This is a genomic window from Leuconostoc aquikimchii (assembly GCF_040838325.1).
Classification (GTDB): domain Bacteria; phylum Bacillota; class Bacilli; order Lactobacillales; family Lactobacillaceae; genus Leuconostoc; species Leuconostoc aquikimchii.
Genome location: NZ_JBFPER010000001.1, coordinates 1059960 through 1076652 on the forward strand (window position 1 = coordinate 1059960; position 16693 = coordinate 1076652).

Annotated in this window: 14 protein-coding genes; 3 read left to right on the forward strand and 11 right to left on the reverse strand. The window is 36.8% G+C overall.

The features are described from left to right. Positions 1-137: 137 nt before the first annotated feature. Positions 138-1781, reverse strand: a complete 1644-nt coding sequence (locus AB3K24_RS05225) for a malolactic enzyme (protein WP_367974140.1) — start codon at positions 1779-1781, stop codon at positions 138-140. 127 nt (positions 1782-1908) lie between these two features. Between AB3K24_RS05225 and AB3K24_RS05230 the strand changes: the two genes are divergently transcribed. Then, a complete protein-coding gene (locus tag AB3K24_RS05230) occupies positions 1909-2790 on the forward strand; it encodes a LysR family transcriptional regulator (protein ID WP_367974141.1) in 882 nt (293 codons plus the stop codon). 114 nt (positions 2791-2904) lie between these two features. On the opposite strand, the gene AB3K24_RS05235 is transcribed toward AB3K24_RS05230, so the two are convergent. Both AB3K24_RS05235 and AB3K24_RS05240 read right to left on the reverse strand, forming a co-directional pair. After that, positions 2905-3303: a pyridoxamine 5'-phosphate oxidase family protein gene (locus AB3K24_RS05235; protein WP_367974142.1), complete on the reverse strand. Its 399-nt coding sequence runs from the start codon at positions 3301-3303 to the stop codon at positions 2905-2907. Between the two features lie 38 nt (positions 3304-3341). Further along, the gene (locus AB3K24_RS05240; protein WP_367974143.1) at positions 3342-4208 is read right to left on the reverse strand and encodes an SDR family oxidoreductase; all 867 of its coding nucleotides are present in this window, start codon (positions 4206-4208) and stop codon (positions 3342-3344) included. Between the two features lie 244 nt (positions 4209-4452). Here AB3K24_RS05240 and kdsA point away from each other — a divergent pair, with 244 nt between their 5' ends. Both kdsA and AB3K24_RS05250 read left to right on the forward strand, forming a co-directional pair. After that, on the forward strand, positions 4453-5304 hold the full coding sequence (gene kdsA, locus AB3K24_RS05245; RefSeq protein WP_367975577.1) for a 3-deoxy-8-phosphooctulonate synthase: 852 nt from the start codon (positions 4453-4455) through the stop codon (positions 5302-5304). After that, positions 5288-6244 carry a KpsF/GutQ family sugar-phosphate isomerase gene (locus tag AB3K24_RS05250; protein ID WP_367974144.1) on the forward strand — a complete coding sequence of 319 codons (957 nt, stop codon included), beginning with the start codon at positions 5288-5290 and terminating at the stop codon, positions 6242-6244. The genes kdsA and AB3K24_RS05250 overlap by 17 nt, the downstream gene beginning before the upstream one ends. A 168-nt stretch (positions 6245-6412) precedes the next feature. Here the strand turns inward: AB3K24_RS05250 and AB3K24_RS05255 are convergent, their stop codons facing one another. From AB3K24_RS05255 to AB3K24_RS05290, 8 genes are all read right to left on the reverse strand, one after another. Further along, positions 6413-7261, reverse strand: a complete 849-nt coding sequence (locus AB3K24_RS05255; protein WP_367974145.1) for an aldo/keto reductase — start codon at positions 7259-7261, stop codon at positions 6413-6415. A 227-nt stretch (positions 7262-7488) separates the two neighbouring features. Next, complete coding sequence (locus AB3K24_RS05260) at positions 7489-7734, reverse strand: GlsB/YeaQ/YmgE family stress response membrane protein (RefSeq protein WP_367974146.1); 246 nt, start codon at positions 7732-7734, stop codon at positions 7489-7491. A gap of 194 nt (positions 7735-7928) precedes the next feature. Next, positions 7929-8063 carry a hypothetical protein gene (locus AB3K24_RS05265; protein ID WP_367974147.1) on the reverse strand — a complete coding sequence of 45 codons (135 nt, stop codon included), beginning with the start codon at positions 8061-8063 and terminating at the stop codon, positions 7929-7931. Positions 8064-8353: 290 nt separating this feature from the next. Continuing rightward, on the reverse strand, positions 8354-11041 hold the full coding sequence (locus tag AB3K24_RS05270) for an HAD-IC family P-type ATPase (RefSeq protein ID WP_367974148.1): 2688 nt from the start codon (positions 11039-11041) through the stop codon (positions 8354-8356). A 289-nt stretch (positions 11042-11330) separates the two neighbouring features. Continuing rightward, positions 11331-12758: an NADP-dependent phosphogluconate dehydrogenase gene (gene gndA, locus AB3K24_RS05275; RefSeq protein ID WP_367974149.1), complete on the reverse strand. Its 1428-nt coding sequence runs from the start codon at positions 12756-12758 to the stop codon at positions 11331-11333. A 222-nt stretch (positions 12759-12980) separates the two neighbouring features. Then, positions 12981-14177 (reverse strand): class I SAM-dependent methyltransferase, encoded by a 1197-nt coding sequence (locus tag AB3K24_RS05280; protein ID WP_367974150.1) that lies wholly within the window; start codon positions 14175-14177, stop codon positions 12981-12983. A gap of 343 nt (positions 14178-14520) precedes the next feature. After that, a complete protein-coding gene (locus AB3K24_RS05285) occupies positions 14521-15534 on the reverse strand; it encodes an alpha/beta hydrolase (protein WP_367974151.1) in 1014 nt (337 codons plus the stop codon). Positions 15535-15638: 104 nt separating this feature from the next. After that, positions 15639-16580 carry a DMT family transporter gene (locus AB3K24_RS05290; RefSeq protein ID WP_367974152.1) on the reverse strand — a complete coding sequence of 314 codons (942 nt, stop codon included), beginning with the start codon at positions 16578-16580 and terminating at the stop codon, positions 15639-15641. Positions 16581-16693 lie beyond the last annotated feature (113 nt).

Here is a 16693-nt window from a genome sequence, read left to right on the forward strand (position 1 = left end):
ATGGTCTTGCGCAACACAACTTTCATTTAGTGCACCACATGATACGATTGATGGTTACTGTAACTATGATTCTTGCCATACTGTTTTCATGACATAATAAAGGCTTGATTCTTTATATCAATTCAGAATCAAGCCTATCAATAATTCGCAGACCACTTAGCGTCTCGCACAGCTTGCTTAGCGTCACTGATTTTTTCACGATTCAAATCCTGATCTAACACACTTTGTACAGTTACTTCCGCAATTTTTTGCGAAAACTCAGTCAAATTTGAAACGGGCGGCAATACTGCTGCACCTGCTTGATCCGAATCGACTAAACCACCTAATGCATGAATAGCTGCTGAAATTGTTTTTTGCGTTAACAATTTTGCAGTTGAGACTACCAAACCAAACCCTAATCCAGGATAAATCAATGCATTGTTACCTTGCCCAATGTGGTAAGTGACACCTTTGTATTCAACATTTGATGCAGGAATTCCTGTAGCCACTAATGCTTTACCGTCAGTCCATTGAATTAAATTTTCTGCCGTTGCTTCAGCGAGTTTCGTAGGATTTGACAAAGGAAAAATAATGGGACGCGCTGTGTGTGTTGCCATCTCCTTTACAATTTCTTCTGTGAATGTACCAGGTTGCGTTGATGTACCAATCAAAACTGTTGGTTTTATTTCTTTAACCACTGCAGACAATGTTGTGAGTTTTTCCGCATGACTAAATTCGTCTCGCGTGCGTGCAAATGGCTTTTGTGCAACGGTCAAATCTGACATATCATCAAATAATAAGCCTTGTTTGTCAACCAGGTAAAAATGTTTTTTAGCTTCTTCAACGGATAAGCCTGCTTCTTGTAATTCAGTAAAAATTTGATTAACAATGCCCATACCGGCTGTTCCAGCGCCAAATGTTACAAATGTTTGATCAATAAGGCGTTCTTTTGAAATATTTAATGCACCAAAAACACCTGCCAAAACGATCATGCCTGTTCCTTGAATATCATCATTGAAGGTGGCACTTTTATTTTTATACTTGTCTAAAATTACCTGTGCGTTTGCACGGCCAAAGTCTTCCCAATGCAGTAATGACTCTGGAAATAGTTCTTGTTCTGCTGTCACGAATTGATCAATAAATTCAAGATAGGCATCGCCTGCTATTCGTACATGCTTATTTCCGAGATAACGTTTGTTTGCTAGTAGTGTTTGGTTGTTTGTACCAGCATCAATACTAATTGGCAAAACATTGGCTGGGTCGATACCAGATGCTGCAGTATAAACCATTAATTTACCAACAGCAATATCAACCCCATTGACGCCCCAGTCACCCATGCCTAAAATGCCTTCAGCATCTGTTACCACAACTAATTTAATATCACGGCCGTCTGCTGCATTCATAAGTGATTCTTTGATATCTTCTGGCCTATCTACTGATAAAAATGTCGCATTTTGTGGATTTGTAAAGATTTCATTGTACTGTTCAATTGAATCCGCAACAACGGGATCATAAACAATTGGCATGAATTCGGTAACATGCTGCGCCATCAAATGATAAAATAAAGTGATGTTTTCGTTAAAGAGAGTCATCAAGAAAATACGTTTTTCGAGTGGCGTTGTCTTTGATTGGAACTGTTGGTATGCTTGCTCAGCCTGTTCATCAATGGTTTGTACTTGACTAGGCAATGTGCCAGTTAAGCCTAGTGCCGTGCGCTCTGATAACGTAAATCCAGTCCCTTTGTTCAAAAAGGGATTTCGTAATACCTCATATCCTTTTGTGTGCATCAGTAGTTCCTCCATATATTTGTAATTTATTTAACAACATGCTTGACTATACTCGTGTCAATAGTTTATAGTCAAATTGTTATCATGTTATAAATAAAAACTATGGGTCTCTTAAAAATGGTTGACATTAAAGGAAATACACATGCAAATAAATGATTTTAAATACTATAATGGGTTATATAATAAAAAAAATTTTACTAAAGTGGCCAAACATTTTAATATTAGCCAACCATCTATTAGCAGTGCCATTAAACGTTTGGAAAAATTTTTTCAAGTTAAATTGGTTATTAGAGGTAGCACACAATCTGAATTAGTATTTACACAAGCCGGTGAACAACTACATCAACATACCGTGTCAATTTTAAATGAATTAGAAAGTGCAACACATGAGCTAGATCATTTAAAATCACGAACAACAACGATTGGACTGCCACCTATTCTCAAGAATGCTTATTTCACTAAAATTGCAATAGCCGCCAGAGAATTTGATCGTCAGTTTAATATTAATCATATGGCCATTTATGAGGCCGGATCTAATTATCTAAAGCAAGCGCTCATGGCTGGTGAAATAGATATCGCTTTATTGGGTGCTTTAAATACGCCGCAAGAAGATGAACTACTTATTATTCCTTTTGTCCACGCAAATTTTTGTGTTTATATTTCAAAAAATAATCCGTTGTCACAAAAATCACATCTTTATTTTTCAGACTTACAAAAACAACCATTTGTGGCACTAGACTCCAGCTTTGTTCACAATCAAGCGATTAAAAAAATGAGTCAACAGGCTGGGTTTCGACCAAAATACTTTATGAAAACAAACGACATTCATTTTTTGATGAATATGATTTCAGAAAATTTAGGTATTGCTATTTTAACGGATATCGTCAAGCCAACAACTTCAGACATAATTGTTTTACCTTTATTAGATGAGCAACAACCTTTTTTCACTGGCAGTATTGCATTTAGAAAAAGCCATTTATTAACCAATGAAGAAAAAATGTTAGTAGATACTTTGTCAAAATAAAAGTCATTTCTTTGACACTAAATAAGCGGGCATCAGTTTTCTAAGAAAACTGATGCCCGCTTATTTCATGTTAGTTGTTCGATATAGCTATTTAATGACAACCTTGCTAACTATTTAAGCCAGTCGCATACCTGCATCCAATGTATTATCTAACTTATAAATACGTTCTACATCGATAATCACTACAGCAGCACGTGGAAATCTGTCATAGATTTTTGTTTTCGCCAAAATTTCTGAAGCGTAATCATCATTCTCATGAATATGCGCTTTACCTTCAAACCTAAAACCTTTTTCTGCAGATCGATCGACTACTGCAACAGCTACTAAGCCATTTGTTAATAAATTTTCATAAGCATGTCTGAATGTATGTTCATAATAAATTAAATGTGAATCGTCTAAAACATGTAACGACCCTTTCGGACCAACTTGTGGCGAACCATCTGGACTCGTGGTTGCCAAAAACGGAAATTGGTCATTAATCATGTCTTGCATATTTTGTGATAATATTGCCATTTTTTGACCTCTTCTCTAGGATTAAATCAAAACAATTGTTACAAACCACCAGTAACTTTAATTGATTCTCCCGTAATGTAATTTGATTCATCGGAAGCAAGAAATACATATGCACCTGCTAATTCAGCTGGTTGTCCAGCTCTACCAAGTGGTGTTGATTGACCAAAATTTGGAATATTTTCTGGTAATTGACCGCCAGATATTTGTAAAGGTGTCCAAATAGGGCCAGGTGAAATACTATTTACACGAATACCACGATTTGAAAATTGCTTTGCTAAACTAATTGTCATGTTTTTAATTGCAGCTTTGGTACCCGCATAATCAACTAAAAATGATGAAGGTTGGTCTGCTTGAATGGAATTGGTTGTAATAATACTGCTGTTGGGTGGTAAATGTGGCAATGCAGCTTTAATCAACCAGACTAAGCTGAACACATTAGTAGCATAAGTATCTGTCAGTTGTTGCGTAGATAAATTTGTGATATCAATTTCTGCTTGTTGCTTACCCGCTACTAAAACGAGGACATTAATATCACCAAGGAAAGCAACAGCCTCGTTAACAAGTTTTTGATTAAACGATTCAGATTTCAAATCACCTGGGACTAATTTAATTTGCTGCCCCAATGATTCAATAATGCCTTGAACTTCTTGTGCATCAGATGCTTCTTCAGGCAAATAATTTAATACAATATCAGCACCTTCATGTGCATACGCGATTGCCACTGCACGACCAATACCAGAATCACCACCAGTAATTAATGCTTTCTTGTGTTTCAAACGATCGTGTCCAATATAACTTGCCGCCCCATCATCAGGTATTGGTGACATTCTATTTTGCAAACCAGGCGCTGGTTGACTTTGTTTTGGAAAATGTTTTATCTTATATTTTTCATTTTTATTTGCCATCCATATCTCCTTTTAATTATAAATTAGTGAATTAAGATGCCAATTCATTCTAAATTTTTTTTAATGAAAGCAGGTATTTCCTAAAGAATAACAAAATTAATGCTGATTTGCAAGTATTTTGATTGTTTTTGATTTGTAATGATTATTAAATTATATGACATATAAAAAATGATATAATGGCCATAATGTTAAATTATGTTTTTAAAATTTAATATTAATGTGACTAAAGTTAGGAGAAAACATGATGTCTAAAATAACTGATGTATTTCAAGGATACGGTTTTAGAAATGATCGGCTCACCCTATTAGCTGGACCCTGTGCCATTGAGTCCTATGAAACATGTGCTGAAGTAGTTGCAAAACTCAAAAGTATTACAGACGAACTAGGCATTAATTATGTTTTTAAGGCCTCATTTGATAAGGCAAATCGTAGCTCAATTGAATCTGAGCGAGGCGCTGGTATGGCGGCTGGCTTGGAAGTATTACAAAAAATTAAAGACAAATATCAAGTACCTATAGTAACTGACGTTCACGAATCTTATCAATGTGAACCAGTTGCAAAGGTAGCTGATGTCTTACAAATACCTGCCTACTTAAGTAGACAAACCGATTTATTATTAGCAGCAGCTAAAACTGGTCGTGTTGTTAATATCAAAAAAGCACAATTTATGGCACCAGAAGATATTCAAAGTGCGGTTAACAAAGTAGCTCAGACTAATGAACATATTCTGGTAACAGAACGCGGAACAATGTTTGGCTATCACCAATTAGTTGTTGACATGACTAGTTTAATTCAAATGCGCGATACAGGCTATCCGATTATTTTTGATGCCACACATTCTGTCCAAATCCCAAGTGGTTATGGCAACCATTCTGGTGGTAATCGTGACTACGCTTTCCCTCTAATGCGTGCTGCGTTGGCAATAGGTATTGATGGTATTTTTGCAGAAGTACACCCTAACCCACCTGAAGCGATTTCCGATCAAGATAGTCAGCTTTACTTATCTAAGATTCGACCTATTCTAGAAAATGCCAACAAACTCTTTCACGAACATCTTGAAATGAAGGCGGTGTATGACAATGACGACTTACTTTGAAGATGCTAAAATTACTTTTGACACAGAAATTGATGCCTTAAAAATAGTTCGTGAAACAATAGATGAACATTTTGATAAGGTCGTTCAAGCAGTTTTAAATACAAAAGGTCGCCCAATTTTTATCGCAATTGGCAAATCAGGCATTATTGCTGAAAAAATAGCTGCTTCATTGTCATCTGTCGGTGTACCCAGCTTCTTCATTGATGCTGGCACCGCATATCATGGTGACTTGGGTCGCGTCTCAGTAGATGATTTAGTTATTTTTATTTCAAATAGTGGCGAAACCCAAGAAGTCGTACAAACACTTTTTGCGCTAAAAAACATCCATAAGGACGAACTCAAAATGATCGCCCTTACGGGATCTGAAGATTCAACATTAGCTAAAAATGCTGATATTTTATTGAAAGTAGACGTTGCAGAAGAAGCTGATCCAACTAAATTAGCCCCTACAAGTTCGACAACAGCTACACTTGTTATGGGTGACGCCCTATTAATTGCTGTTGAAAAAGCGAAGGCATTCAAACGTGAGGATTTTGCACTATATCATCCTGGCGGTTCAATTGGTAAGATGCTGCTGCGTGATGTTGCACATTCTATGCACACTAAAATTCCTTATGTCTTAACAACGACGCCAATTAATGATGTTATTTATCGTATCAGTGATTTCGGTGTTGGGATGACACTGGTTAAAACGCCTGAAGACAAAGTTATTGGCATCATAACTGATGGCGATATTCGTAAAAAATTTTTGTATATTAATCAAGTGAAGGGTTCAATTGCTGCTGATTACATGACTGAAGGATTTATTAGTGTCAAGCAAAATGCACGTAACAGCGCAGCATGGAAAAAGATGGCATCTAATAATATATCCAATTTGGTGGTAGAAGATGACGATGGTACTGTCGTTGGCATTATTACAATTCATGATGTACTAGAATAATTGCAATTAATAATTTATATTCACAAAATAACCCCACTAACTTGTAGCGTTAGTGGGGTTTTAAAACGTTTATTTGTTCAGTACTGACCAATGAGCCATCCGAAAGTTTTTAAATTATGAAATGAATCATTTTATAATTACAATAACTAAGCTATCGCGTTTAGTAATCTAATTAAATTCTTCATAAGTATTTGGATCTTGATTATTCACGCGCCCATTGGCTTTTGTTAATGCATTAATAGCAGTAATTTCATCTGCTGTTAACTCAAAATTCCAAAGTTCAAGATTATCGTGTTGATGTTTTAGACTACCTGATTTAGGAATAGGCAGAACACCACGTTGTAAGTGCCAACGCAGAATGATTTGCCCGGCATTTTTGTGATATTTATCTGCTAATGACAAAATAGTCTGTTCTTTTAATTCGTCACTACCACGTCCCAAGGGACTCCAAGCTTCGGTAACAATACCTCGATCTTGGTTGGCTTGCAACAACTTATCCTGTATCCAATAAGGATGAATTTCATTTTGATTGACTGCTGGCGCCACGCCGGTTGCCTCAATTATGCGATCTAAATGTGCTGTTTCAAAATTTGAAACGCCAATAGAACGTACTAATCCACGTTTTTGTGCTTCAACCAAAGCAGTCCAAGCTTCAACATAATTATCTCTCTTAGGCAGAGGCCAATGAATTAAATATAAATCTAAATAATCCAAACGTAAACGTAAAAGCGATTCCTCAAGCATCTTTAAAGCATCATCTCTATGATGATATTGACCCGGAAGTTTTGACGTTACATAAAATGCTGACCGCGGAATGCCTGATCGCCTGATTGCCTCGCCAACGGCCCCCTCACTATCATAATTTGTAGATGTATCTATCAAACGGTAACCAATTTGAATAGCTGCTAAAATTTGATCGACACCTTGCATCCCTCGTATTTGGTATGTACCAAAACCTATCTGAGGTAGTGTATGGCCATCATTTAATTTATAAACTGGTACATTATTATTATCCACTTAATTTTCTCCTAACTATTAATTATCTAGTAGAAAAATTAGTCTATATTGCGACAATCGCATTGCTAGATTGCCTCTTTATTAATTAATTTTTAGATTTTTTAGCGCCATATCAACTGGCAAATAGCTAACTTATCAATCAGAGTAATTTAACTATCAATATGACGACTCATTTAATTGACCTGATAAAACTTTAATTTTAAAAGAAATGGTTCTAAGCACCATTTTTACCGCTTAACTTGGGAACCAAATATCGTTGAAACAATAAGTACAAGAATAACTGCCCCAATAATTGAAGGGATAATAGCCATCCCTGCTAAACTTGGTCCCCAATGACCAAGTAGACCTTGACCAATGGCAGAACCAACCAGACCAGCTATAATGTTACTAATCCAACCCATCGATTCACCTTTATTTGTGATGGCACCTGCAATAGCACCAATGATTGCACCAACTATTAATGACCAAATCATAATTTTGCCTCCATTTTTTATTATATTTCCTATAACGCATGATAATATTATAGTCCCACAGATTTATTCTATCATTAACTCATGGCGCTTACAATTAAAGTGTTTACAACGCCTGAGTTAGTCTCTATTCAAAAAAGCAACAGTCAAAGCAATTATGCTTTGACTGTTGCTTTGGATAACCAATTTAAAGATTATTAATCATATAGATTATCTTCTAATTTATCGCCCAACTTATCAATCCCTTTGGCCGTAAAAATAGTAGTCCCAATCACTAATCCACTCACAACTAATGTTGTAGCGAGTGCAAATTTGATAACATTTTTTAACATAGTATGCTCCTTTAACAATGCAGATGACAGCGACTAGTTATCTAACGTATAGCTTCATGATTAATTATTTTTTACGTGATCGAGAACTTTGAATTTCATGATAAAGACTAAACAATAACTGACCAACCGCTAACAATAAGGATAATTTACCCCAAAAACCAGTGCCGTGTTTTTCTTTTGCCATAATTATATTCTCCTTTTCAATATTACAATCAACGTTTAACCTGATTGTAACTTTTTAGATCATATATTACAAGTTATGTGCTAATCACATGGTAAATACATAGCAATTATGCTTGTTTATGCAGACGGAAATATTTATGAATTTCTGTGATGACTAATACAATAGCCCCTGTTACCACAACAATTATCCAATTAAACCATGATAAATCAGCGGTTGAAAAGACATCTTGCATGAAAGGCACGTAAGTAAATAAAATTTGTAAGGCAATCATTAATCCAACCGCAACAAAAGCCATTGGATTAGACCATAGGGAACGGCTCAATACTGGTGCTTCTGTTCGAATGTTAAATAAATAAAATATTTTTCCAAAAATGATAATATTGACTACCATTGTACTGGCAACAGCAAAACTAACACTAGATCCTAGAATTTCAAAAACTGCTAGGCCAACAGCCGCAATCAGTACACTGACATACGTCATTTGAACGATATCATGGCGATTCATTAATTTAGCACTTGTTTTACGTGGTGGTCGGTTCATTAATCCAGGTTCAGCCGGCTCAAAGATAAAGGCCAATTGAATCGTGATTGCCGAGACCATATTAATCCATAATAATTGTGTTGGTGTTAATGGCATAGGTTGCCGCAAAAAAATACTCATGACAACAATCAAACCTTCAGCAAAACTTGTAGGTAACAAGAACAAGATGGTTTTACGAATATTGTCGTATAGTCTTCTACCTTGTTCAATCGCAATTTTGATAGTAGAGAAATCATCATTAGCCAAAACCATATCAGCAGAGTCTTTCGCAACATCCGTTCCTTTGATACCCATTGCCACACCAATATCAGCTTTTTTAAGCGCTGGCGCGTCATTGACACCATCCCCTGTCATCGCAGTTACTAAACCATTTGCTTGAAACGCCTGTACGATACGTAATTTATTTTGTGGTGTCGTACGTGCAAACACATCGTATTTGGTCACAATTGCAGCAAGTTCTTGATCGTTCAATGCATCAACATCAACACCTGTCATCGCTTTAATATCATCAGCTAGCCCTAATTGTCGCCCAATTGCCATAGCTGTATCTGGACTGTCTCCAGTAATCATTTTCACACGAATACCAGCCTGACGCATGTCTTCAATCGCTTTAACAACTTCTGGCCTTGGTGGATCAATAATAGCTGCTAAACCAAGAAACGTGATGCCAGTTGAGGCTAATAATTCATGCGTCACTTCGTTTTCATCAGCTGCTACATCATGATAACCAACTGCAATAACACGCTTCCCAGTTTTTGAAAATTGTTGTGCTAACTGTAACCAATAATCACGATCAAAATCTTTTGAACGGCTTGCTAACTCAAACAATTTGTCAGGCGACCCTTTAATAGCAATAAATCGATGGCCCTTTTGATTTTCTACCAAACGTGCCATATAACGATAGTCTGAATCAAAAGGCATGCGATCAATTTCTTTTAACTTTGGTACTTTTTGACCAAAAGCCTTATAGTAAGTTGACAAAAATGCCGCATCAGTTGGTTCACCATTGAGTTGCCATTGCTCGTTTTCTGATACAAGGAATGTATCGTTGGCCTGTTGTCCCATCGTCAAAAACATTTCTAATTTTTCATCTTGAGACGCATCAATAGCAATGTCATTTTTAAAGATTTGACCGTCTGGTGCATAACCTGTCCCAGTAACACGATATTGTGATTGATCGATAACAATATCTTGCAAAGTCATTTCATTTTTAGTTAATGTTCCCGTTTTATCAGAAGCAATAATATCGACAGCACCCAATGTTTCTGCCGCGGGTAACGTTTTAACAATGGCACGTTGTTTAGTTAATGTTTGCACGCCAGTGGCCAAAATAACCGATGTTGCGGCTGGCAATCCTTCCGGCATCGACCCAACAATCATTGTGATAATAGCCATTGCTAGGACAGGTAATGTATAAACATTCATGACCCAACCTAATACAAAAGTGACTACTGCAACACCGATAATAAACCATGAGATACCACGGCCCAATGTGTCTAATTCTTTTGTCAGGGGGGACTTATTATCTTTTACATCTGACACACTCTGTGAAATCAAACCGATTTCTGTTTTAAGACCTGTCGCTATCACAATACCAGTTGCACTACCATTAGTAACCGCTGTTGTTGCATAGGCCATATTAACACGCTCAGCTAATGGTGTTTTGGTAGCTACGCTCATATCAGATTTCAAGACTGAATCTGCTTCACCAGTCAAAGAGGACTCTTGAATTCTTAAATTGTCAGAATCCACAATTCTCAAATCGGCCGGTACATTATCCCCTGCCTCTAGATAAACAAGATCTCCAGGCACTAGATTTCTAGATGGTATGTCAAATCGCGTTCCGTTACGAATCACGGTTGCCTCAACAGACAGCATGTTTTTAATTTTTTCTAGGGCATTACTGGCATTAATCTCTTGAAAATAGCCAATTAAGGCATTAATAATAACAACCAGCCCAATAACCGTAGCATCAGAATAATGACGCATCAACAATGTCAATAATGCGGCCGCAATTAAAATGTAAATAATAACATTATTAAATTGCTTTAAAAATATCAGCCATTTCGGCGTTGATTTTAATGACATTTCATTAAAACCATAGGTTGTTAACTTAGCACTTACTTCGTCGTCTGTTAAACCTGACGGATAGTGTCCCTCAAAATCTTTGATAACTTTTTGCCAGTCTTCAGCGTGATAATTGTGCAATAACGGCTCGGGTATGGGGACGTTGTCGTCATCCTTTGTTTTCATGTTCTTGTAACACTCCTTTTAAGAAAAGTTTCTTTGCGTCTCGCTGATTAAGGTTGGCCGTCATACCCATAGTAAAGTATGATTATAGTCGGTTTCCCACGATGGTTCGTCGCTACTCCCGCAAGAAGTACAAGTTTATAAAAAAGTATTTTAGTATCTTAATACTACCAGAAAAGCACATTAAAAGCAAGTGACATCAGCCTTAGAACACGACCAGATACCTCAGGATATTATCACATAACTTAGTTTAAAAACTACGTCAAATCTTAAAAGCATCGTCGCCTTGTTATTACGCTTCGTCATACCATGAAAAATGATACATTTCCCCCGCTGGCTTATCAATTCTTTCATACGTATGTGCCCCAAAATAATCACGCTGTGCTTGTACCAAATTTGCTGGCAAAACTTCTGATCGATATGAGTCATAGTAGGCAATAGCCGCTGAGAGTGCTGGCGTTGGTACACCAGCACTAACCGCCAATGCTACTACCCGACGAGTGGCACTTTGATATGATTCAGCAATATTTTTAAAATAGGCATCCAAAAGTAAATTGTGCAATTTGGTATTCGTAACATAGGCATCAGTGATTCGTTGTAAGAATTGTGCACGAATTATGGCTCCCGCACGCCATAATTGCGCTAATTTACCAAAAGGTAACTCCCAATCATAATGATCAGAAGCCATGCGTAATTGATCAAATCCCTGTGCGTAAGACATGATTTTACCAAAGTACAACGCCCGACGGATGTCTTCCTTGGTGGCATCAACATCCCCAGTAAACGTAAATTCCGGACCCGACAACACCTGAGAGGCAGCCATACGATCAGCCTTCATAGCTGAAATATAACGCGCGTACACAGATTCCGTAATTAATGACTGTGGCGCACCAACAGCCAGCGCGGATTGTGAAGACCATTTACCAGTCCCTTTATTTCCTGCGCGATCTAAAATCATATCAACAATTGGTTTACCAGAACCTAAATCGTCTTTTCTTGTCAAAATATCAGCTGTAATTTCGATTAAATATGAGTTCAATTCGCCATCATTCCAGTGAGAAAAAGTCGCTGCTAGATTGTTATGATCTAGTTTTAATATGCGTTTTAAAATGTCATATGACTCTGAAATGAGTTGCATATCACCGTATTCAATACCATTATGCACCATTTTAACATAGTGCCCTGCACCGTTAGGACCAACATAAGTCACTGTTGGTTGGTCATCTTCAGGGGCTCTAGCAGCAATTTGACGCAAAACAGGTGCAACTAGGTCATATGCTTCTCGCTGACCACCAGGCATCAACGAGGGACCTTGTAGTGCACCTAATTCGCCGCCAGACACGCCCATGCCAATAAAATTAATACCAGATTGCGCTAATTTGTCCGAACGACGTATTGTATCTTCAAAATAAGTGTTGCCCCCATCAATTAACATATCCCCTTTTGCTAAGTGTGGCACCAATTCATCAATAACGGCATCTGTTCCTTTACCAGCCTTAACCATCAATAAAATACGTCGTGGTGTTTTAATTGCTTGTACAAATGATTCAATTGAATAACTCGGCACAAACTTTTTATCTGCATGCTTAGTAATCAAATCTTCAGTTCGCTCACGCGAGCGATTGTATACTGCAACATGATAACCCCGCGATTCAATGTTAAGTGCTAAATTACGCCCCATCACTGCTAAACCAACAACGCCAAAATCTGCTTCTACCATTTTTTACCTGCTTTCTATATGCAAAAACTGTCCCGTTTTATTTGTTATACGGATGATTCTAGTATAATAAATAAGACTATACTGTAACCGCTTACAATATAGTCTTATTCAGCTCATCTGTCAACTATTAGTTATTATAATCACAACTCAGAAAGTTTTATATCGTCTTATTATGACATTAAAAAAGCTACTAATCACATGATTAGTAGCTTTTAAGTCAAATTATTTCACACCATGGGCCATATCAGCATTATAAATGTAAGAACGCGTCATTGGTAAGTTTTTACCTGAAGGTCCCTTTGTTAGTAAATACTGAACGACGTCAATATTACCTGATTCAAATGAGGCAGCACATGCTTGCAAATAAAGATCCCACATGCGATAGAAGCGTTCTCCATACTTCGAAATAACTTCTTCGCTAACATGATGAAAGTTCTCAGTCCAAATCTCTAACGTCTTTTGATAGTGACGACGTAGTGGTTCAACATCATCTATTTGCATTGATGCGTTCATAATGTGACCGATATTTTCAGCAATATTAGGAATATAACCACCTGGGAAAATATATTTATTAATCCAAGCATCTACACCAGCCCCATCATGTTGCCCAGTAATACCATGAATTAAGGCAGTGCCGTTATCAACCAAACGGTTTTTAACCTGTATAAAGTATTCTTCCAAGTTTTCTTTACCAACATGTTCAAACATACCAACAGAAGTAACATGATCATAAGTTTGTTCAAGTTCACGATAATCCTTTAAATAAATATGAACACGATCTTGCAGACCTTCTGCGATAATTTTATCTGACACAAAATCATATTGTTCCTGGCTCAAAGTAACGCCTGTCGCCTCTAAGTTGTATTCCTTAGCTGCAGTAAACAGCAATGTTCCCCATCCACAACCAATGTCTAGCACAGTTTCACCAGGTTTAGTATGCAATTTATTTAAGATATGACGTACTTTATTCCATTGTGCATCTTCTAATGAATCATCCTCACTAACAAAATAGGCACATGAATAAGTCATCGTTGGATCAAGCCACATTTCGTAAAACTCATTTCCAATGTCATAATGACTTTGGACATCAGCTTTACTTGTTTTTTCAGTATGTGATTGTTTTGGAATTAATTTTGAAAACTTAGAATTATTCAAAAAGCTTTCTTTTGAACTGTATACCGTACTAACTAATCTTTGTAAATCACCTTGAATTTCAATTTTGCCAGCCATATAGGCTTCACCAAAAGTCAATGATGCATGTGACATGATATCCTTGATTGGTATAATTTCATGTAAGATGATTTTAGCAATGGGTTCGCCATCGCCATAGCTCACTTGTTCACCATCCCAGAATTCAACGTCGATTGGGGCGTTAAAACTAGCTTTAAAAATCTGCTTGTAAATTGTCTTGTCTAACATCTGTTTTTCCCCTTTACACTATATAAAGCATTGTAGAAAAACAAATATAAAAAGTCAAATCAAATTGTTACTTTTAAAACATGACCATTGCTATTAAAAATAATATTTCGCACCTATAATCAATGCTATCAGTCATTTAAAGCGTTAAATAATAATTTTATAACTAACTTAAAAATAAAAAATGCGCGACAATTAATTGCCACGCAGTCTGATATTAATTCTATACGGCTTGCCACCCTAAAAACGCATGGTTAACAACTACATCATAATTCTTATAAACAACTCATTAATATGCCAAAATACATCATGAAAAATTCACGCTAAATTAAAAAACACAACTTTTTTATTGATACTGCATAACAAAATGCCGTGTCTCATCGTAACATTGTTTAGCGACTGACGTTTGGTAATTAAACTGATACTCATGTGTCACTTCTTTTTGATCGTGATTGAAAAATAAACTCGTAACAGGGATATGTAATTGTTGTAACCGTTTTTCAAATGCTAATCCTTGTTCTTGAAACGAATAGGCATTACCATCCGTTATGTAGGTTGGCGGAAATTGACTGGTGATTTGTTTAACGAGTGACGCTTGTTGCAACGTATCAGATTGACGCCAGTTTTTATCACCCAACTCACTCCAAGCGACTGTATTGATAAACCACCTCATGAGCAATGATTTTGGTTGTTGCTTAGCTACCTGTTGTAAATCAAGTGGGCCACAGTAAGAAATTGTTCCCCTGATGTGATCGGCATCTAATTCAGCTGGCATTGCCATTTTTTTGGCATAATTTGCGTTTGTTTGAATAGTTGCATATTGCAACGCAATCTGTGCACCCGCTGAATCACCCCCAAACATAACACGTGAAATAGCCAATTTTTGGTAGTACGCAGGCGTCGTTTTCAAAAATTTTACGACATCATTGACTTGTCGCACTTGACTCGGATATATAGCTGACGGTGCAGTTTGATAATTGATACTAACAACAGCAACATGTGTATCATTAACTAGTCTCGTGGCAAACTCCCGCATACCTGATTTATCGCCGCCAACGTACCCACCGCCATGTACCCATATTAAAGTCGTTACTGGTTTTGTCTCTTTTTTAGGTGTATATATATCTAATGTATTCTTTTTTGTCGTAGACTCATAGTGCACATCACTTTTAACCGCAACATTTTTCTTTGCTTGCTCGAACACCTCTTTATCAGTGATTTTCACGGGGCCATTAAACATACGCCCAATGACATAAGCGCTGGGCCATGGAGACGTCGTTACAGCTATTGTCACAATAATGACCACGGTAGTTAATAGTATGCCAAACCATTTTAAACACTTTTTTATTTTTTGAAACATACACTATCCTTCTCTACCAAATATGACACTATTATCAAAAATGTCATTAACCTATTGCTGTCAAAATATTATAAATGTTCAAAACATACTAGGAATCAGTTGTTTTAACCAAATTTAATCAACACAACACCTATCAGCATGAGAAAAATACCACTGATTTGCAAACGTGTCACACGTTGTTTAAGTGACTGCCATAAGCCAAACTGTGAGACAACCATTGATCCTAATATCGACCCCGTTAATCCTAGTGTGACAGTCATACCAGCGCCTACTCTAGGAACCAAAAATGTTGTTGAAAATACAAACAAACTGCCTAACACACCACCAATAAGTAACCATAATGGTTGTGTTCTCAACTGTACTATGCCTGCCAACAACCGTGGTTCTCTAACCAATACAAAGACTAAAATAAGCACAGTACCAACCGCAAATGATATAACCGCACTGGCTACGGCTGAACCAAGTAAATCCCCTAAATGGCCGTTGATTGCTTGTTGAACCGCTGATAATGCCCCCACTGCAACTCCCCAAATACGCCACGTATTTAATGTCATCGTTACTTTTGATTTTTTAATAGTAGTTGCATTTAGTTTTGTAACACGTTTGCTTGCTAATACAACGGCAATATAAATACCAATAAACAAAATAAATAGGCCGCTTATTTTTACCCACGATAAAGGCACTTGGTTAACACCAAAAAGACCGTAATTATCAATAATAACACCCATAATAACCTGGCCCACAATCGGTAAAATAATGGTTTGAATCGCACCTAACTTTGGAAACATTAAAATATTAGATGTTAAATAAACAACGCCTATAACGCCACCTAACCAAATCCACCAAGGGTTAGTTCTTACAATATGATCAATACTTACAATATGTTGCCCACTAACAAAATAAATAACTATTAAAAACATCGTGCCAATTGTGAAAGAAATTAGGCTAGAAACAAAGGGTGATTTCACAATGCCACCCAACTTAGCATTAATCGGGCTTTGATTGGCCAAAATAAATCCAGCAAACAAACCAATAACATAAAACATATGATCCATACTCCAAACTATATTTGTCTGTGATGACAGAACAGCAATCGCTTTATTACACCATTCAAGTATAATAAAACAATCGCTGTTTGACAACTTTTATTATAATGACT